Source organism: Pseudomonas sp. MS19 (assembly GCF_013277615.1).
Lineage (GTDB): Bacteria > Pseudomonadota > Gammaproteobacteria > Pseudomonadales > Pseudomonadaceae > Aquipseudomonas > Aquipseudomonas marincola.
In genome coordinates this window covers 37,031-52,101 of sequence record NZ_VBTO01000010.1, presented here as the reverse complement: position 1 = coordinate 52,101, position 15,071 = coordinate 37,031, and the positions used below count along the sequence as shown (strand labels likewise).

At 55.9% G+C, this 15,071-nt stretch carries 16 protein-coding genes; 11 read left to right on the top strand and 5 right to left on the bottom strand.

The window, feature by feature from the left end:
- Positions 1 to 34: 34 nt before the first annotated feature.
- On the bottom strand, positions 35 to 1,000 hold the full coding sequence (locus FEZ62_RS11650) for a response regulator (RefSeq protein WP_172927750.1): 966 nt from the start codon (positions 998 to 1,000) through the stop codon (positions 35 to 37).
- A gap of 149 nt (positions 1,001 to 1,149) precedes the next feature.
- On the opposite strand from FEZ62_RS11650, the gene FEZ62_RS11645 reads away from it, so the two are divergent.
- Both FEZ62_RS11645 and FEZ62_RS11640 read left to right on the top strand, forming a co-directional pair.
- Complete coding sequence (locus FEZ62_RS11645) at positions 1,150 to 1,629, top strand: YajQ family cyclic di-GMP-binding protein (RefSeq protein WP_069897847.1); 480 nt, start codon at positions 1,150 to 1,152, stop codon at positions 1,627 to 1,629.
- 156 nt (positions 1,630 to 1,785) lie between these two features.
- Entirely contained in the window at positions 1,786 to 2,613 is an 828-nt protein-coding gene (locus FEZ62_RS11640; protein WP_069897846.1) for a mechanosensitive ion channel domain-containing protein, read from the top strand.
- Between the two features lie 80 nt (positions 2,614 to 2,693).
- Here FEZ62_RS11640 and FEZ62_RS11635 read toward each other — a convergent pair whose 3' ends face one another.
- From FEZ62_RS11635 to FEZ62_RS11625, 3 genes are all read right to left on the bottom strand, one after another.
- A complete protein-coding gene (locus tag FEZ62_RS11635) occupies positions 2,694 to 3,395 on the bottom strand; it encodes a lipopolysaccharide kinase InaA family protein (RefSeq protein WP_172927749.1) in 702 nt (233 codons plus the stop codon).
- Positions 3,396 to 3,600: 205 nt separating this feature from the next.
- Positions 3,601 to 5,163: an AmpG family muropeptide MFS transporter gene (locus tag FEZ62_RS11630; RefSeq protein WP_172927748.1), complete on the bottom strand. Its 1,563-nt coding sequence runs from the start codon at positions 5,161 to 5,163 to the stop codon at positions 3,601 to 3,603.
- A 43-nt stretch (positions 5,164 to 5,206) separates the two neighbouring features.
- Positions 5,207 to 5,599 (bottom strand): MGMT family protein, encoded by a 393-nt coding sequence (locus tag FEZ62_RS11625; protein WP_079235503.1) that lies wholly within the window; start codon positions 5,597 to 5,599, stop codon positions 5,207 to 5,209.
- Positions 5,600 to 5,618: 19 nt separating this feature from the next.
- Between FEZ62_RS11625 and FEZ62_RS11620 the strand changes: the two genes are divergently transcribed.
- From FEZ62_RS11620 to FEZ62_RS11610, 3 genes are all read left to right on the top strand, one after another.
- Positions 5,619 to 6,608 carry a DUF481 domain-containing protein gene (locus FEZ62_RS11620; RefSeq protein ID WP_172927747.1) on the top strand — a complete coding sequence of 330 codons (990 nt, stop codon included), beginning with the start codon at positions 5,619 to 5,621 and terminating at the stop codon, positions 6,606 to 6,608.
- 168 nt (positions 6,609 to 6,776) lie between these two features.
- Positions 6,777 to 7,775 carry a DUF481 domain-containing protein gene (locus tag FEZ62_RS11615; RefSeq protein WP_090513026.1) on the top strand — a complete coding sequence of 333 codons (999 nt, stop codon included), beginning with the start codon at positions 6,777 to 6,779 and terminating at the stop codon, positions 7,773 to 7,775.
- A 262-nt stretch (positions 7,776 to 8,037) separates the two neighbouring features.
- Positions 8,038 to 9,042, top strand: a complete 1,005-nt coding sequence (locus FEZ62_RS11610) for a DUF481 domain-containing protein (RefSeq protein WP_069897841.1) — start codon at positions 8,038 to 8,040, stop codon at positions 9,040 to 9,042.
- A 65-nt stretch (positions 9,043 to 9,107) separates the two neighbouring features.
- Here FEZ62_RS11610 and FEZ62_RS11605 read toward each other — a convergent pair whose 3' ends face one another.
- On the bottom strand, positions 9,108 to 9,866 hold the full coding sequence (locus tag FEZ62_RS11605) for an SDR family oxidoreductase (RefSeq protein WP_069897840.1): 759 nt from the start codon (positions 9,864 to 9,866) through the stop codon (positions 9,108 to 9,110).
- 104 nt (positions 9,867 to 9,970) lie between these two features.
- Between FEZ62_RS11605 and FEZ62_RS11600 the strand changes: the two genes are divergently transcribed.
- The 6 genes from FEZ62_RS11600 to FEZ62_RS11575 all read left to right on the top strand — a co-directional run bounded on the left by FEZ62_RS11600 (position 9,971) and on the right by FEZ62_RS11575 (position 15,021).
- A complete protein-coding gene (locus FEZ62_RS11600; RefSeq protein ID WP_172927746.1) occupies positions 9,971 to 10,684 on the top strand; it encodes a DUF2470 domain-containing protein in 714 nt (237 codons plus the stop codon).
- 81 nt (positions 10,685 to 10,765) lie between these two features.
- Positions 10,766 to 11,215 (top strand): FxsA family protein, encoded by a 450-nt coding sequence (locus FEZ62_RS11595; protein WP_150548539.1) that lies wholly within the window; start codon positions 10,766 to 10,768, stop codon positions 11,213 to 11,215.
- A gap of 318 nt (positions 11,216 to 11,533) precedes the next feature.
- The gene (locus FEZ62_RS11590) at positions 11,534 to 11,827 is read left to right on the top strand and encodes a co-chaperone GroES (RefSeq protein ID WP_069897837.1); all 294 of its coding nucleotides are present in this window, start codon (positions 11,534 to 11,536) and stop codon (positions 11,825 to 11,827) included.
- Positions 11,828 to 11,874: 47 nt separating this feature from the next.
- A complete protein-coding gene (gene groL, locus FEZ62_RS11585; RefSeq protein ID WP_069897836.1) occupies positions 11,875 to 13,521 on the top strand; it encodes a chaperonin GroEL in 1,647 nt (548 codons plus the stop codon).
- 329 nt (positions 13,522 to 13,850) lie between these two features.
- Positions 13,851 to 14,075, top strand: coding sequence for a hypothetical protein (locus tag FEZ62_RS11580; protein ID WP_069897835.1), 225 nt, complete (start codon positions 13,851 to 13,853; stop codon positions 14,073 to 14,075).
- Between the two features lie 265 nt (positions 14,076 to 14,340).
- A complete protein-coding gene (locus tag FEZ62_RS11575; protein WP_172927745.1) occupies positions 14,341 to 15,021 on the top strand; it encodes a class I SAM-dependent methyltransferase in 681 nt (226 codons plus the stop codon).
- Positions 15,022 to 15,071 lie beyond the last annotated feature (50 nt).

The following is a 15,071-nucleotide window of genomic DNA, read 5'->3' as shown; positions in this document are numbered from 1 at the left end:
CTTTGGCGCCTTGCAATACAGCTTCAGTGCCGGCTTAGCCTTTCTCAGACATGCGCGTAGCGGTTACCCTGCCCGATGTGTAAGCCTCGGGCAGTAACTGGCTGGCGCGCTGGCGAATATCTTCGGGCGCGACCGGCAAGCTCTTGTTGTCCATGCCGACCAGAGAAATCCCTGATTTGATTGACACATAACCTGTGCTGGTCTTGAACGCTTTGAGGTTGATGCCTTCATGCAGGCGCTTGAAGCTGCTTGGCGAGCACTCCTGCAAGTTGCTGAGCACGGTGATCAGCACAAAGTGGTTGTCGTCGAGACGACCCAGTGTGTCGAGCGGGCGTACCAGTTGCTGGAGCCTGCGGGCAACCGCATGCATCAACTCGTTGAACAGGACATCGCCATGCTGCTGTCTTAATTGCCCGGCATCCTCCAGGCCGATCAGCAGGTAGCACAATGCGCCGCCACGTGATTCGACCTGACGCAGGCTGTCGTTCAATTTCTGGTTCAGGTAGCGGCTATTGCCCAACCCCGTGAGTGGATCAATCACGTTGAGGTGTTCCAGCGTATGGACATTGCTGGTGAGCATCTGATTCTGCCGGAGCAAACGCTGCAAGGTGTTACACAGGCGGTCCGCCGCATAGATGCGCGGTATCAGTTGCTCGGCCATCTGGGTTTTGCTGATGTAGTCGTCCACGCCACGATCAAAGGCTTCGGCCAGAATATTGTCGCCTTCCTTGCCGGTGAGCAGAATCACGTAGGTGTAATGGTCGGTGGCTTCATCCAGTTGGCGGATTTTTCCGGTCAACTCAAGGCCGTCCATTTTTGGCATCAGCCAATCGGCGAGGATAACGCTGGCGGGGCGTTCTTCAAGTTGAGCCAGTGCTTGGGCTGCGCTTGCGGCAAAACGAATATCTTTATAGCCGGCCTGGCTTAACGTTTTGCCGATGAGTGCGCTGGAGAATTTGGCGTCATCCACCACCATAATGCTTAGATGTGGCGTTGGCATTGGGTCAAACTCACATAATTGGACTCAGGCGTTGGTCAACGACGGGCAGATTTGCTCGCAGGCACTATATAATGGCATGGTTTTAAGACCGTCAAGCTGAATGGCTTGCTTCCGTGAAGTGAGTCGCGGCATTTATCAGGAGAATGAATATGCCATCGTTCGACGTGGTGTCCGAACTGGACAAACACGAAGTCACCAACGCCGTCGACAATGCGATCAAAGATCTCGATCGTCGTTATGACCTCCGTGGCAAAGGCAGTTTTGAGCTGAAAGAGCTGACTGTCAATTTGACAGCTGAGGCGGATTTCCAGCTTGAGGCCATGCTCGAAATTCTCAAAATGGCCCTGGTCAAGCGCAAGATCGACGTGCAGTGCCTTGAGATCAAGGATGCCTATGCGTCCGGTAAACAGGTTAAGCAAGAAGTCATTCTGCGCGAAGGCATCGACAAGGAACTGGCGAAGAAGATCGTCGCGCACCTCAAAGAAGCCAAGCTGAAAGTTCAGGCGGCGATTCAGGGTGAGCAAGTTCGGGTTACCGGCAAGAAGCGCGACGACTTGCAGGAGGCGATTGCCAATCTGCGCGCCAAAGAGTTTGAAATGCCGCTGCAATTCAACAACTTCCGCGATTAGTCCGATCAAATTGAACCCTGATGGCATAATGACGTCGTACATCAGAGTCATACTTTATCGCCATGGCATGCCATGGCGATTGCATTTTACAAGCACGCTTTAAAACCAACCCTGCCGACAGGCGGTGTTGTTTGCTTTGTGTAGAAGGAGAGACGAATGGATATGAGTGTCGATCAGATCATCAAGATGTCAGAAAGCTGGATGCCGATCATTTTGAGTTACGGCAGCAAGCTGCTTCTGGCATTGATCACCCTGGTTATCGGTTGGTGGTTAATTGGTGTCTTGCTGCGCAAAGTAACCAAGGTTCTGGAAGCCCGTAAATTTGACCGCGCACTGAATGGTTTTATTGGCAGTCTGGCCAATATCATCCTGAAAACCCTGCTGCTGGTCAGTGTGGCTTCGATGGTCGGGGTCGAAACAACGTCCTTCATCGCGGTGATCGGTGCCGCCGGTCTGGCCATCGGCCTGGCCCTGCAAGGCAGCCTCGCCAATTTCGCGGGTGGCGTGCTTATCATGTTGTTCCGCCCGTTTCGTGCGGGTGACTGGATTGAGGGGCAGGGCGTTTCGGGCTCGGTCGATACAATTCAAATCTTCCACACGACCCTGAAAACTGCCGATAACAAAGTGGTTATCGTGCCTAACGGGATTCTCTCGAACGGCCACATTACCAACTACTCGCGTGAGGCCACTCGCCGTGTTGATATCAATGTGGGGATCGACTATTCCAGTGATATTAAGGTTGCCCGTGATGTGCTGATGCAGATCGCCAAGGACCCGCGCGTGCTGACCAACCCAGCGCCAGTGGTCTACGTGACCGGTCTGGGCGACAGCGCTGTGAATATGTCGCTGCGTATCTGGGTGGCGACCGGTGATTTCTGGCCGGTGACTTTCGAGTTCACTGAACAGACCAAGATTAAACTCACCGAAGCGGGCGTAGGCATTCCGTTCCCGCAGCGTGTTATGCACATGGCCAAGTCAGAGTAAGCGTCTGGCGCAACCGCAAACCGCTCAGGCTGCAAGGCAGCCGCTCGCAAAAAGGCCCTCATTTGAGGGCCTTTTTGCGTTTAGTCGGGCAATTCGCTGAGGGTGCAGCCAAACGTTTGTTGATAGGCGTCGATGATCACTTTCCAGTCTTCGCGGCTCCAGTTGGAGCGCCGGCGCAGCTGCTTCATGTCATGCAATGCTGCTTGCTTGGCCGTCAGACGCTGGCGGCTTTTTTCCAGATCAATGAGCGCTGTCAGGGGTTTGGCATTCTCACCCTGACCGTCAATGCAGACGAAAATATGCTTGGAGTAGGTGCTGCTGTGTTGCCAGCGAGCCCGATTGAACAGGGCAATATTGGTGCCGATTGCTTTGAGCAGGCGCTCATGCATCACCTCGCCATAGCGCTCGCGGCCGCCGCTGGCGTACCAGTCATCAACATTCAGGTACCCATCAAGCGCCGCCGTGACTAACAGTCCGCGTTTTCCTGAGGTCGAGCAGTAAACGATATCGGGAACATTAACGCCGGCCTGGCGTGCGCTGAGCAATGCTTCACGCTCACGCAGAACGGTGGGGCGGCCAAATGGATGGCGCAAGCTGCGATGCGCATGGCCAACCTGGCGTTTGACATAGAGCAGCTCACCGTTACGACCGCGAACCCGTTGGACTCCACTTTCTCCGCCACGCCGCTGGTTGGGTTCTTCAACCCATTCACCTTGGGTCTGCCACCAGTCCTCGAACTGATCGGCAGTTGAAAGGGGCACCTCAGATGCGCTATCGGGCATGTTCGCTCCAGATTAAAGGCTATCGGTGACCAATAATAATGGCTGACGAATTCAGATGCGACCGCACGTTGCCATATTGTGACAACGGACTGCTCAGTCACGAAAAAGGCGGCTTGGAGGGGGCGGTTTCAAGGATTAAGCCGGCGCTAAGTATGGCGTGTGAGGCGGCGGTCACAGCGTTGCGCTGTGACCGTTATCCAGGGCCTTAAGCGTGCTCGGTCGAGCCGTTCGGGTTTTCGGCGCTGTCGGACTTGCTGCCGTTGGCCTGCGGCCCCTCGCGACGCCACTGCATGGCGATCAGAATCAGGGTCGGTACGCCGAGCAATGCCGTGACCAAAAAGAAGTGCGCGTAGCCGAGACGCTCGACCATCACCCCGGAGTAACCGCCAATCAGGCGCGGCAGCAGGAGCATGATCGAGCTGAGCAGCGCGTACTGGGTGGCGGAGAACTTGAGGTTGGTCAGGCTCGACAGATAAGCCACGAACGCCGCCGTTGCAAGCCCGGCGCTGAAGTTGTCTGCCGAGATGGTCACAATCAGCATCTCGACGTTAGCACCCATGCCGGAGAGCATGAGGAACAGCAGGTTGGTTGCCGCAGACGCCAAACCGCCGATGAACAGAATCGGCAGAATGCCGAAGCGAACGATCAGCAAACCGCCAGCGCCAGCGCCTACCAGCGTCATGATCAGGCCAAACAGCTTACTGACACTGGCGATCTGGTCTTTGGTAAAGCCCTGGTCGATGTAGAACACGTTGGCCATTACGCCCATGACCGTGTCGGACATGCGGTAGGTCGCAATCAGGCCCAGCAACACCAGCGCTTGCCAGCGATAACGGCCGACAAAGTCGTTGATCGGCGTCAGCACCGGCGCCAGCCCGCGACGGCCAAAGGCCGACAGGCAGAGGAAGGTGAAAATGGTGTACATCATGGCGCGCAGCAGGGCGCGATCCTGCATGACCAGCCCGAGTACGCTGGTGTCGCCGCGCAGCACACTGGCGAAGTCGGTGTAGTAATACTGGGTGAACATCGCCGGCACAGAAACCAGCAGAATGATCAACACCACCACCGAGGCAATCTGGTGGCTGAAACCATAACGAGCCGCTGACAGCTGGGTGCGCAGGGCCACATCGGGCTCTTTCATCCAGATGCTGGTAATCAGACCCGGCAGCATCAGCAGGGCGAATACCAGATAAGTCGCCGCCCAGGCACTGTGGTGATAAAGCTGTACGGTCGAGCCGAAGCCTTCGGCAAAGTACAGTGCGCCCGCAGTTGCCAGCAGCGCGGCGACCCGATAACCGGACATGTAACTGGCTGCCAGCGCCGCCTGACGGCTGTCGTCGACGATCTCCAGGCGGTATGCATCAACGGCAATATCCTGAGTCGCCGAGGCGAACGCGACCAGCACCGCCAAGGCAATCAGCCAGGTGAGGTGCGTTTGCGGGTCGCAGAAGGCCATGCCGGCCAGACCGATGGCGATCAGGATTTGCGAGAGCACCAGCCACGAGCGGCGTCTGCCGAGGCGGCCGAGAATCGGCAAACGCCACTGATCGAGCAGCGGTGACCAGACCCATTTAAAGGCGTAGGCCAAACCGATAAGGCTGGCGAAACCGATGGTTTCGCGGGCTACACCGGCTTCACGGAGCCAGACCGAAAGTGTCGAGAACACCAGCATGTACGGCAAGCCGGCGGCGAATCCCAGTAACAGGAGCACGAGCGTTGACGGGCTGGAGTAGGCGGCGAGCGCGTCGCGCCAGCTTTTTCGTTGCATTGGGCGGTTTTCAGCCTGGGGATTATCTAACAAAGGGCGCACTCTAACCGCTGTCCTGCATGGAATGCCAGCCATGCCGTCGGATATCCACACGATCATTGATCACCAATACGCCTTCTGTGCGTAATCTGGCCCGTTGCTCGGCGCCCGAGGCACTTCCAGCCGGCAGGCTCAGACGACCGCCAGCGGCCACTACCCGGTGCCAGGGCAGGGTGCTGCCCTCTGGCAAACGGCTCAACGTGGTGCCGACCCAACGCGCAGCCCTGCCCAACCCTGCAAGCTCGGCAAGCTGGCCGTAACTGACGACTTTGCCGCAAGGAACCTGCGCCAACACCAGATACAGGGCATCCAGTCGCTCACGCTGACTTGCCCCAGCCTGTGCTAAGGCTTCATGCTTGTCGGCGTCTGTTTGTGGCGTGAGTGAGTGAAGGATCATGTGGTCGCGCATCTTATTAATGAGTTCAGTCCTCGCATGGATGGTGCCGGCGTTGGCGGACACTGTCTGGTTGAACAACGGTGACCGTATTACCGGCGATATTGTCCTGCTGGATGGCGGCAAACTGGCATTAAAAACCAAATACGCTGGCCAGGTGCTCATTGATTGGAAAAATATCGACACCCTTCGCGCCGATAAACCCTTAATGCTGCGCCGTGATGGTTTGGACAGCAATCGCAGCAATCAGTTGCTGGCTGCCGGCAAAGGCATGGTGCGTGTCGTGCACGATGAGCCGGGCGGCAAGACAACCACCGTGCCGTTAGCCAGCATTACCCGCATGGTGCATCCACGCAAGATCGTGCGGGATGCGGTTTGGGAGGGTAATCTCGATGCCAAACTCGACCTTGAACGCAACGAGGATCGCTCCGACGAGTTCAACTTCAGGGCCGACTCGCGCATCGAATATGGCCGATGGCGGCATGTTTTGCATGGCGAGTTCGAACACGAAACCAAGAATGACATAGTGGTTGATGATAACTGGCAGCTCGAATATGACATTGACCGGTTTTTCACCAACCACTGGTTTTTGCGCACAGGTGTCGAACATGAGCAGGATGCCTTTGATTTTGTGCGGCGCCAGACCATTCTCGGCACCGGTCCCGGCTACCGCTTTTGGGACAACGAATTGGGTCGCTTCGATCTGATTACCCAGATCAACCGGATCAAGTATCGCTCTGAGGTTGATGACCTCGAATTCAACAGCCTGTCCATCGCCTGGGACTATAAGCGCCTGATCTGGGGCACGCGGCTGGAGTTCTACACCAGTGCAGAAACTCACCTGCCGATGATTGATGAAGTCGACTACGTAATAGATGGCGAAGTGGGTTTGCGCTACAGCCTTAATAGCTGGGCGCGCTTGTCGCTGCTGTATGAGCTGGATCAGACACGTGGCCAGGGTGTGCTGGACTCGGACCGGCGCTACCTGATCGGCGTTGGCGTGGCGTGGTAGCGGCTGCGCTGCGCGTTTGCAAGGCAGCGAGTGTTCGGGTTGCGCAAGCTCAGTCGTAGTCCGTTGTGTTACCTCTGCTGATCATCACTTTCCTGTAGCTTGCCGTACTCATCGTACGACGGCATGCTGGCGGCTATAAAAAGACAACTCAATGTACGGTGATCAATCATGGGGCTGCGCAGCGTTTTGCTTGCGATCCTGCTAGGGCTTGCTGGGCCGCTCTGGGCCGATACGGTGTGGCTGAATAACGGTGATCGGATCACCGGCAACATTGTTCTGCTTGATGGCGGCAAACTGGCATTGAAAACCAAATATGCCGGCCAAGTGCTTATCGATTGGAAAGATATCGATACCTTAAGCGCCGAGAAGCCGTTACTGCTGCGTCAGGAGGGTTTGGACAGTCAACACACGCAACGGTTGTCGGCGGCCGGTAAAGGCATGGTGCGGATCGTCAATGGCACGACTAAAACCGTGCCGCTTGCCAGCGTCACCCGCATCGTACCCGCGCGTGAATTGCTGCGCGATGTGGTCTGGGAAGGCAACCTCGACGCCAAACTCGACATGGAGCGCAAAGACGACGACTCCGACGAGTTTCGCCTCAAAGGCGATACGCGCCTTGAGCATGGCCGCTGGCGGCATGTGGCCAATGGCGAGTACGAACGTGAAACCGAGAATGGCACGGTCACTGACGATAACTGGACTGCCGAATACGACATTGACCGCTTCTTCACCCAGCACTGGTTTTGGCGAACGGGCGGCGAGTGGCAAGTCGATCATCTGGAGTTCATCGACAGGGCGCGGATTATTGGTACCGGGCCGGGTTATCGGTTCTGGGATGACACGTTAGGGCGCTTCGATCTGATTGGTCAGGTCAACGATGTCGAGTTTGAATACGAGGGCGGTGATCTGAGCTTTCGCACCCTCTCGCTGGCCTGGGACTTCAAGCGCCTGCTCTGGGGAACCCGCTTTGAGTTCTACAGCACGGCTGAATTGCAGGTGCCGCAGATCAGTGACATCGACTATGTGCTGGAGAGCGAATTTGGCCTGCGCTATCGGGTGAATGATTGGGCACGGGTCTCGCTGTTGTATGAGTTGGATCAGATTGAGGCCGAAGGTCAGCGTAATTCAGATGAGCATTTCCTGATTGGTCTTGGGGTGGCGTGGTGAGTTTTTTCGCAGTGAACGGCGGATAATCTGGCGCATTGCAGCGCTGGTCTCGTTGCTTTTCTAATCCGAGTGTATGGCATTTCTGGGGATTTTACTGGCAGGTGCTCTGGCAGGGGCGTTGTGGGCGGTTTTGCTCGCTATAAAGCGATAATGGTAAGCGTTTTATCTGAACTTGGGCGATTGGTGCCGGTCTTTATGCTTCCAGTAGCTGACTTGCTTCATAATGGTCGGCTTCGCCTGAAAAATACGTAGTAACTTTCCCATGCTTTCTAGAACCCTGCTCCTGCTCAGTGCCTCTTTTGCTGCAATTCCAGCCTTCGCCGATACCGTCTGGCTAACCAACGGTGATCGGGTCAGTGGCCAAATCAGATTTTTCGATGGCGCAAAACTGCTGATTCAAACTGAATTCGGCGGTTCAATCCCCATTGCATGGAACAAAGTTGCCACGCTTGAGAGCGACCAGGAGTTGCTCATCAAGGAAGACGCGGTGGTGGGTGAGCGCGCCAAGTCACTGCGCAGAGGCCCGTCCGGCAAAGTGATTCTGGTCAACGGTGAAGCGCCCCGGGCGATTGAGCTGGCGAGCATCCAGCAAATCATGAAACCCAAGCCGGTTATCGAGGATTTTACCTGGCGCGGCAACATCGATGCGGGCCTGGATTATGAACGTTCGGAAAGCGACACCGATGATTACGACATCGACCTGAAAACCAAGGCGCGCCATGGCAACTGGCGGCACAACGCAACGGCGGGTTATCACCGTGAGTTGACCAATGATCTGGTGACGACTGACAACTGGGACGGTGAATATGCACTCGACCGCTTCATTGATGAGCACTGGTTCTGGCAAGGGCGTCTCGAATACAAGCGCGATAAAGTCGAAGAGTTGGAGCGCCAGCGCAACTACGGTACCGGTCCCGGTTACCAGTTCTGGGATGACGAGTTGGGCGCGTTCTCGGTGGCGGGGCTGCTCAGCCGCACGGCTTACGATTACACCAATGGCGAGCACGATAATTTCTATGCGCTGAGCGCCAAGTGGGATTACAACCGCTATCTGCTGGGCAAGGCCGTCGAGTTCTTCACCAATGGCGAAATCGGTAAGCCGCTGGGCAATGTCGGCGACTTCTCGCTGGATGCCGAAATAGGCTTGCGCTACAAAGTGACCGACTGGGCGTCGCTCAACCTCAAAGCCGAGCGTGAGCTGGTAAACGGCAACGAAGGCGAGATCGATGACTCGCGCTATACCCTGGGCTTCGGCGTAGGCTGGTGATGGTCGTTAACGCCTGAAAAAAAGAAGCCCTGCATGTGCAGGGCTTCTTTTTTTGTGGCTGGCGATTACAAACGCAGGCCGCCATCAAGTTCAAGAATACGACCGGTGTAGTAGTCGTTCTCGAAAATGTAAGCCACCGAGTGGGCGATCTCGTCAGGCTTGCCCAGACGGCGCAGCGGAATACCCGACGTCATTTTCTCAAGGGCTTCTGGCTTCATGCTGGCAACCATTTCGGTTTCGATGAAACCTGGCGCTACGCCGCCCACGCGGATGCCGTAACGGGCAAGTTCTTTGGCCCAAACTACGGTGTCCGCCGCGACACCGGCTTTAGCCGCCGAGTAGTTGGCCTGGCCCATGTTGCCAGCGCGGGAAATCGACGAGATGTTGACGATGGCCCCCTGGTTTTTCAGCTCGATCATCTTCGCAGCCACTTCACGGGTGCAAAGGAAAACGCCAGTCAGGTTGACGTCGATCACGGCTTGCCATTGGGCTAAGCTCATCTTGGTCATTTCGCCATCTTTAACTTTGATGGTCAGGCCGTCACGCAAAATACCCGCATTGTTGACCAGGCCATTGATGGCGCCGAAATCTTCGGCCACTTGGGCGACCATGTGCGTAACCTGTTCTTCGTTGGCTACGTTGCACAGATAGGAGCGCGCGTCGCCGCCGAGTGCCTTGCACGCCGCTACTGCATCGTCGAGTTTTTCCTGGTTGAGATCGACCAGTGCCAGCTTGGCACCGCGTGCGGCAAAGTACTCACCCATGGAACGGCCCAGGCCCTGGCAACCGCCAGTGATGATGATGACTTTATCTTGCAGCTGCATAGCGTATTTACCCTCAAGGTGGATGGTTTGTCCCGCGGATGCTGTCGAACCGTTATTCTATGCACCTGTCCGTTTGTGACGAATTCTACGCGAGGAGTCATTTAGTGAGCGTGAAAGCCCGTAAGCATGCCCGAGAATTGCTTCTCAAGGAATACCGTGGGGTGCTTTCTACCCATTCTAAAGCCATGCCAGGCTTCCCTTTCGGCTCAGTGGTGCCATATTGCCTGAATGCTCAGGGCGAGCCGTTGATCCTCATCAGCCGCATTGCACAGCACACGCATAATCTGCAGATGGACCCTAAATGCTCGCTGCTGGTGGGTGAGCGGGGCGCTGAAGATGTGCAGGCCGTGGGGCGTCTCACGCTGTTGAGCGAAGCGGTGCGCATCGAAGATGAAACCGAAATAGCCGCGGCGGCTGCACGCTACTACCGCTATTTCCCTGAGTCGCAGGGTTATCATCAGGCGCATGATTTTGATTTTTGGCGCTTGCAGCCCGTGCGCTGGCGCTACATCGGTGGCTTTGGCGCGATCCACTGGCTCGACGAAGTGGCTGAAGCCAATCCATTTTGTGGCGACATTGAAACCGGCATGATCGAGCATATGAACAGTGACCACGCCAAGGCGATTGCTCACTACGTGCAACTGGCAGGTTTACCGGCTGGCCAACCTGCTCATATGGTCGGCATAGACCCCGAAGGTTTTCATTTGCGCATCGGTCATAGCATCCATTGGCTGGGCTTCCAAACATCCTGTAACAGTCCTGGAGCAGTACGCCAGGCCTTGGTGGCGCTGGCACATGCTGACCAATGGCCAGCCTAAAGTCATGCTTAAGCTTGAATTAAGCGCATCGGCCCATACTTCATCTGTATTGGAAGCTGATCTTCCGTAAAGGAATCTTTGATGCGAGCGTTTATGTTTTTGTTTTTGCTCTTCCCGTTGATCGAGTTAGCGATCTTGATCAAAGTCGGTGGCGCCATTGGAGCGCTCTCGACCATCTTGCTGCTCGTTGCATCCGGGATACTCGGCATCTTCCTGATGCGCATTGCTGGTGTTACCACTGCGTGGCGTGCCCGCGAGAAAATGGCCCGTGGCGAGATGCCTGATCAGGAAGTGCTGGAAGGCGTGCTGATTGCCGTCGCCGGTGGACTGTTCCTGTTGCCCGGCTTTATCAGTGACGTGATTGCGCTGTTCTGCCTTATTCCTTTCACCCGCAAAATGCTGGTCGGTCGTCTGCGGGCCCGCGCTCAGGAGCAGGCCGAACGCCAGCGTGCATTTGCCGACGATATGGCGGCGCGCAGCGGGCAAACTCATCCCCATGTACTTGAAGGCGAATACGAACGCCGCGAGTGAAGGATTGATCACTCTGACTCAAGTACCTAGCCCACGTTCTGCGTGGGCTTTTTTTATGCGCTAAGCCAGCGTTGTACGCGGTGTAGAGCGTTTGTCGTACCTCTTGGCGGATTTCGCCCATTTCTGCAAAAAAAATTATCGCTTGCCCTTGAATTCGCCTTGCGTGCCCACATGTTGCTGATACCGCAAGGTTTTCTGTCATCTGACAGAACAGACTTCCGCGTCATGCAAGGCATGACGCAACCGGCACCGCCGGACTTTGCTAACCCACCGGTGAAGACACCGGTAGTAAAAACACCATATTGGGAGAGATCGACAATGAAGCTTCGTCCTCTGCATGACCGCGTAGTGATTCGTCGCAGCGAAGAAGAAACCAAAACTGCTGGCGGCATCGTGTTGCCGGGTTCTGCCGCTGAGAAGCCAAACCAGGGCGTAATTGTTGCTGTTGGCACCGGTCGCGTACTGGACAGCGGTGAAGTTCGCGCGCTGGCCGTTAAAGTAGGTGACAAGGTTGTGTTCGGCCCTTACTCAGGCAGCAACACCGTCAAAGTTGACGGCGAAGACCTGCTGGTTATGGGCGAAAGCGAAATCCTCGCTGTTGTCGAAGCCTGATTCCCGCGAAATTCCGTTTAACTGTCAAGAATTGAGGATCAATTTCCATGGCTGCTAAAGAAGTTAAGTTCGGCGACTCTGCTCGCAAAAAAATGCTCGCCGGTGTAAACGTCCTGGCTGACGCTGTTAAAGCAACTCTGGGCCCGAAAGGCCGTAACGTTGTTCTGGAAAAGAGCTTCGGCGCGCCGACCATCACCAAAGACGGCGTTTCTGTTGCTAAAGAAATCGAGCTGAAAGACCGCTTCGAAAACATGGGCGCTCAGCTGGTTAAAGACGTTGCTTCCAAGGCAAACGACGCAGCCGGTGACGGTACTACCACTGCAACCGTTCTGGCTCAGGCTATTGTCAACGAAGGCCTGAAAGCCGTCGCTGCTGGCATGAACCCAATGGACCTGAAGCGCGGCATCGACAAAGCGACCATCGCTATTGTTAAAGAGCTGCAGAACCTGTCCAAGCCATGCGCTGACACCAAGGCAATCGCTCAGGTTGGTACTATCTCGGCCAACTCCGATAACTCCATCGGCGACATCATTGCTGAAGCCATGGCGAAAGTCGGCAAAGAAGGCGTGATCACCGTTGAAGAAGGTTCGGGCCTGGAAAACGAACTGTCTGTCGTAGAAGGCATGCAGTTTGACCGTGGCTACCTGTCGCCTTACTTCATCAACAAGCCAGACACCATGGTTGCTGAGCTTGAAACCCCGCTGATCCTGCTGGTCGACAAGAAAATCTCCAACATCCGCGAAATGCTGCCGGTGCTGGAAGCTGTTGCCAAAGCAGGCCGTCCGCTGCTGATCGTTGCTGAAGACGTTGAAGGCGAAGCCCTGGCGACTCTGGTTGTGAACAACATGCGTGGCATCGTTAAAGTGGCTGCCGTTAAGGCACCAGGTTTTGGCGATCGTCGTAAGGCCATGCTGCAGGACATCGCGATCCTGACTGGCGGTACTGTGATCTCTGAAGAGGTTGGCCTGAGCCTCGAAAGCGCCACTCTTGAACACCTGGGTAACGCCAAGCGCGTAATCCTGAGCAAGGAAAACACCACCGTTATCGACGGTGCTGGCCAGCAGGTTGATATCGAAGCCCGCGTTGCTCAGATCCGCAAGCAAGTTGAAGACACAACTTCTGACTACGACAAAGAGAAGCTGCAAGAGCGTCTGGCCAAACTGGCTGGCGGTGTTGCTGTAATCAAAGTCGGTGCTGGTACCGAAGTTGAAATGAAAGAGAAGAAAGCCCGCGTTGAAGACGCCCTGCACGCAACCCGTGCTGCGGTAGAAGAAGGCGTGGTACCTGGCGGTGGTGTTGCTCTGGTTCGCTCGCTGCAAGCGATCAGCGAACTGAAAGGCGACAACGACGACCAGAACGTCGGTATCGCTCTGCTGCGTCGCGCTGTTGAAGCGCCGCTGCGTCAGATCGTAGCCAACGCTGGCGACGAGCCAAGCGTCGTTGTCGACAAGGTTAAGCAGGGCAGCGGTAACTTCGGTTACAACGCCGCTTCTGGCGAGTACGGCGACATGATCGAGATGGGTATTCTGGATCCGGCCAAAGTAACTCGTTCGGCTCTGCAGGCCGCGACTTCGATCGCCAGCCTGATGATCACCACTGAAGCGATGATCGCCGAAGTGGCTGACGAGAAAGCCCCGGCAATGCCTGATATGGGCGGCATGGGCGGTATGGGTGGCATGGGCGGCATGATGTAAGCCAGCCTTCACCTAGCGTCACAAAAACCCCGCGCTTGTCGCGGGGTTTTTTATTGCCTGCGAAAAAGTGGCGGACACACCAGCGCGTTGGTCAGAAGGTAGAACCATTTAACGCAATTTTTACTTTGTCTGTAGGAGTATTCCTGAAATAGTTTGAACTTAGCTGGCTGAAATGGGTTCACAGCTATCCATTTGCTAGGCCAGCCTCGTACGAGGTGCTGCTCTCGCCGTTGACTGTCATACCACTCGTCGCTTAGTTGGATGAGTAGCAAAGTTTTGATCTACGGTGAATTCACAGCGTTTGGCAGCGCTATCAAGAGGTTACGGATATGAAGTTAGAAATTGCTAGAGGTGTGTTTTTGGTTGGCGCGCTAGCTGTCGCCTCCGCCGCCTTTGCGGCCTGGCAAGAGCCGCAAGCAGAAGTCCTGACCCAAAACACCCTGGGCTATTGCCCTGCGCCTCCGCACGTGCGCCAAGCCGCCTCTGCGGTGCCGGACAAAGACCTGTTGTTGTTCATGTTTGGCATGTCTCAGGCCATGCGCGGCGACAGCTAAGCAGCCCGCAGCGCCACTGCTAAATATGTTGGGTTTGGCGCGCATCTTGGGTTTGCCCCATGCGCGCCATGCTCTGATTGCCTGGCGCTGATGATTCAGTTCAGCGCTGTTTTCTCCTGACGGTTTACGCGAAAACGTCCTGTCTGCGTCTCAAGAGTCTGAGCCGACTAATGGCCTTGGTTCTGACATTCAGTTGATATCCCTTTGATGAGATTTTCACAGCGGCACCGGAATAATCAGGTGATTATTTTCTGGGAGTGCCTCTATGAGTCGTTCTATCAAGCTGCCGTTTTCCGACAAGTACGATGAGCAGCACAGTCAGCAATATTTAACCAAACACAAGCAGGGCATGTGGCGGCGCATGTCGCACCAGCGCGACATTGCTATCGGCCGCAAGGCGCTGGAGCGTGCCGGCAACCCACAGTCGGTGCTGGACTTGCCCTGTGGTGCCGGGCGTTTCTGGCCCATGCTGGCGGAGCAACCGGGGCGCAGGATAATCGCCGCCGACAACTCGTCAGACATGCTTGCAACGGCGCGCAAGGCGCAACCTGCCGATGTTGTTGCACGTGTTACAACAATGCAGACGTCAGTGTTCGCGATCGACCTGGCGGATAAGGCGGTAGACAGTGTGTTTTGCATGCGCCTGCTGCATCACATCGGCAGCGCCGAGCACCGCATGGCCATGCTTCACGAACTGCACCGGGTGTCGCGTGACAGTGTGATCGTGTCACTTTGGGTCGATGGCAACTTTAAGTCATGGCGGCGTAAGCGCCTGGAACGCAAACGTGACCAGGACCCGAGTTGGAAGGCTCAGAAAAACCGTTTTGTGTTGCCGGCAATCACTGCCGAGGCTGAGTTCAGGGCAGCAGGTTTTACCGTTCAGGATAAGTTGGACTTCTTGCCCGGGTACGCCATGTGGCGGGTTTATGTGTTGCGCAAGAAGTAAGCTGATCCGCGACAAACGCTGCGCTGCGGGGCAAGAGTGAATTACCCCGT

What these genes read in the sequence shown, in the direction of transcription:
- FEZ62_RS11650 (WP_172927750.1), bottom strand. Translation starts at nt 1,000, where the DNA reads ATGCCAACGCCACATCTAAGCATTATGGTGGTGGATGACGCCAAATTC.
- FEZ62_RS11645 (WP_069897847.1), top strand. Translation starts at nt 1,150, where the DNA reads ATGCCATCGTTCGACGTGGTGTCCGAACTGGACAAACACGAAGTCACC.
- FEZ62_RS11640 (WP_069897846.1), top strand. Translation starts at nt 1,786, where the DNA reads ATGGATATGAGTGTCGATCAGATCATCAAGATGTCAGAAAGCTGGATG.
- FEZ62_RS11635 (WP_172927749.1), bottom strand. Translation starts at nt 3,395, where the DNA reads ATGCCCGATAGCGCATCTGAGGTGCCCCTTTCAACTGCCGATCAGTTC.
- FEZ62_RS11630 (WP_172927748.1), bottom strand. Translation starts at nt 5,163, where the DNA reads ATGCAACGAAAAAGCTGGCGCGACGCGCTCGCCGCCTACTCCAGCCCG.
- FEZ62_RS11625 (WP_079235503.1), bottom strand. Translation starts at nt 5,599, where the DNA reads ATGATCCTTCACTCACTCACGCCACAAACAGACGCCGACAAGCATGAA.
- FEZ62_RS11620 (WP_172927747.1), top strand. Translation starts at nt 5,619, where the DNA reads ATGAGTTCAGTCCTCGCATGGATGGTGCCGGCGTTGGCGGACACTGTC.
- FEZ62_RS11615 (WP_090513026.1), top strand. Translation starts at nt 6,777, where the DNA reads ATGGGGCTGCGCAGCGTTTTGCTTGCGATCCTGCTAGGGCTTGCTGGG.
- FEZ62_RS11610 (WP_069897841.1), top strand. Translation starts at nt 8,038, where the DNA reads ATGCTTTCTAGAACCCTGCTCCTGCTCAGTGCCTCTTTTGCTGCAATT.
- FEZ62_RS11605 (WP_069897840.1), bottom strand. Translation starts at nt 9,866, where the DNA reads ATGCAGCTGCAAGATAAAGTCATCATCATCACTGGCGGTTGCCAGGGC.
- FEZ62_RS11595 (WP_150548539.1), top strand. Translation starts at nt 10,766, where the DNA reads ATGCGAGCGTTTATGTTTTTGTTTTTGCTCTTCCCGTTGATCGAGTTA.
- FEZ62_RS11590 (WP_069897837.1), top strand. Translation starts at nt 11,534, where the DNA reads ATGAAGCTTCGTCCTCTGCATGACCGCGTAGTGATTCGTCGCAGCGAA.
- groL (WP_069897836.1), top strand. Translation starts at nt 11,875, where the DNA reads ATGGCTGCTAAAGAAGTTAAGTTCGGCGACTCTGCTCGCAAAAAAATG.
- FEZ62_RS11580 (WP_069897835.1), top strand. Translation starts at nt 13,851, where the DNA reads ATGAAGTTAGAAATTGCTAGAGGTGTGTTTTTGGTTGGCGCGCTAGCT.
- FEZ62_RS11575 (WP_172927745.1), top strand. Translation starts at nt 14,341, where the DNA reads ATGAGTCGTTCTATCAAGCTGCCGTTTTCCGACAAGTACGATGAGCAG.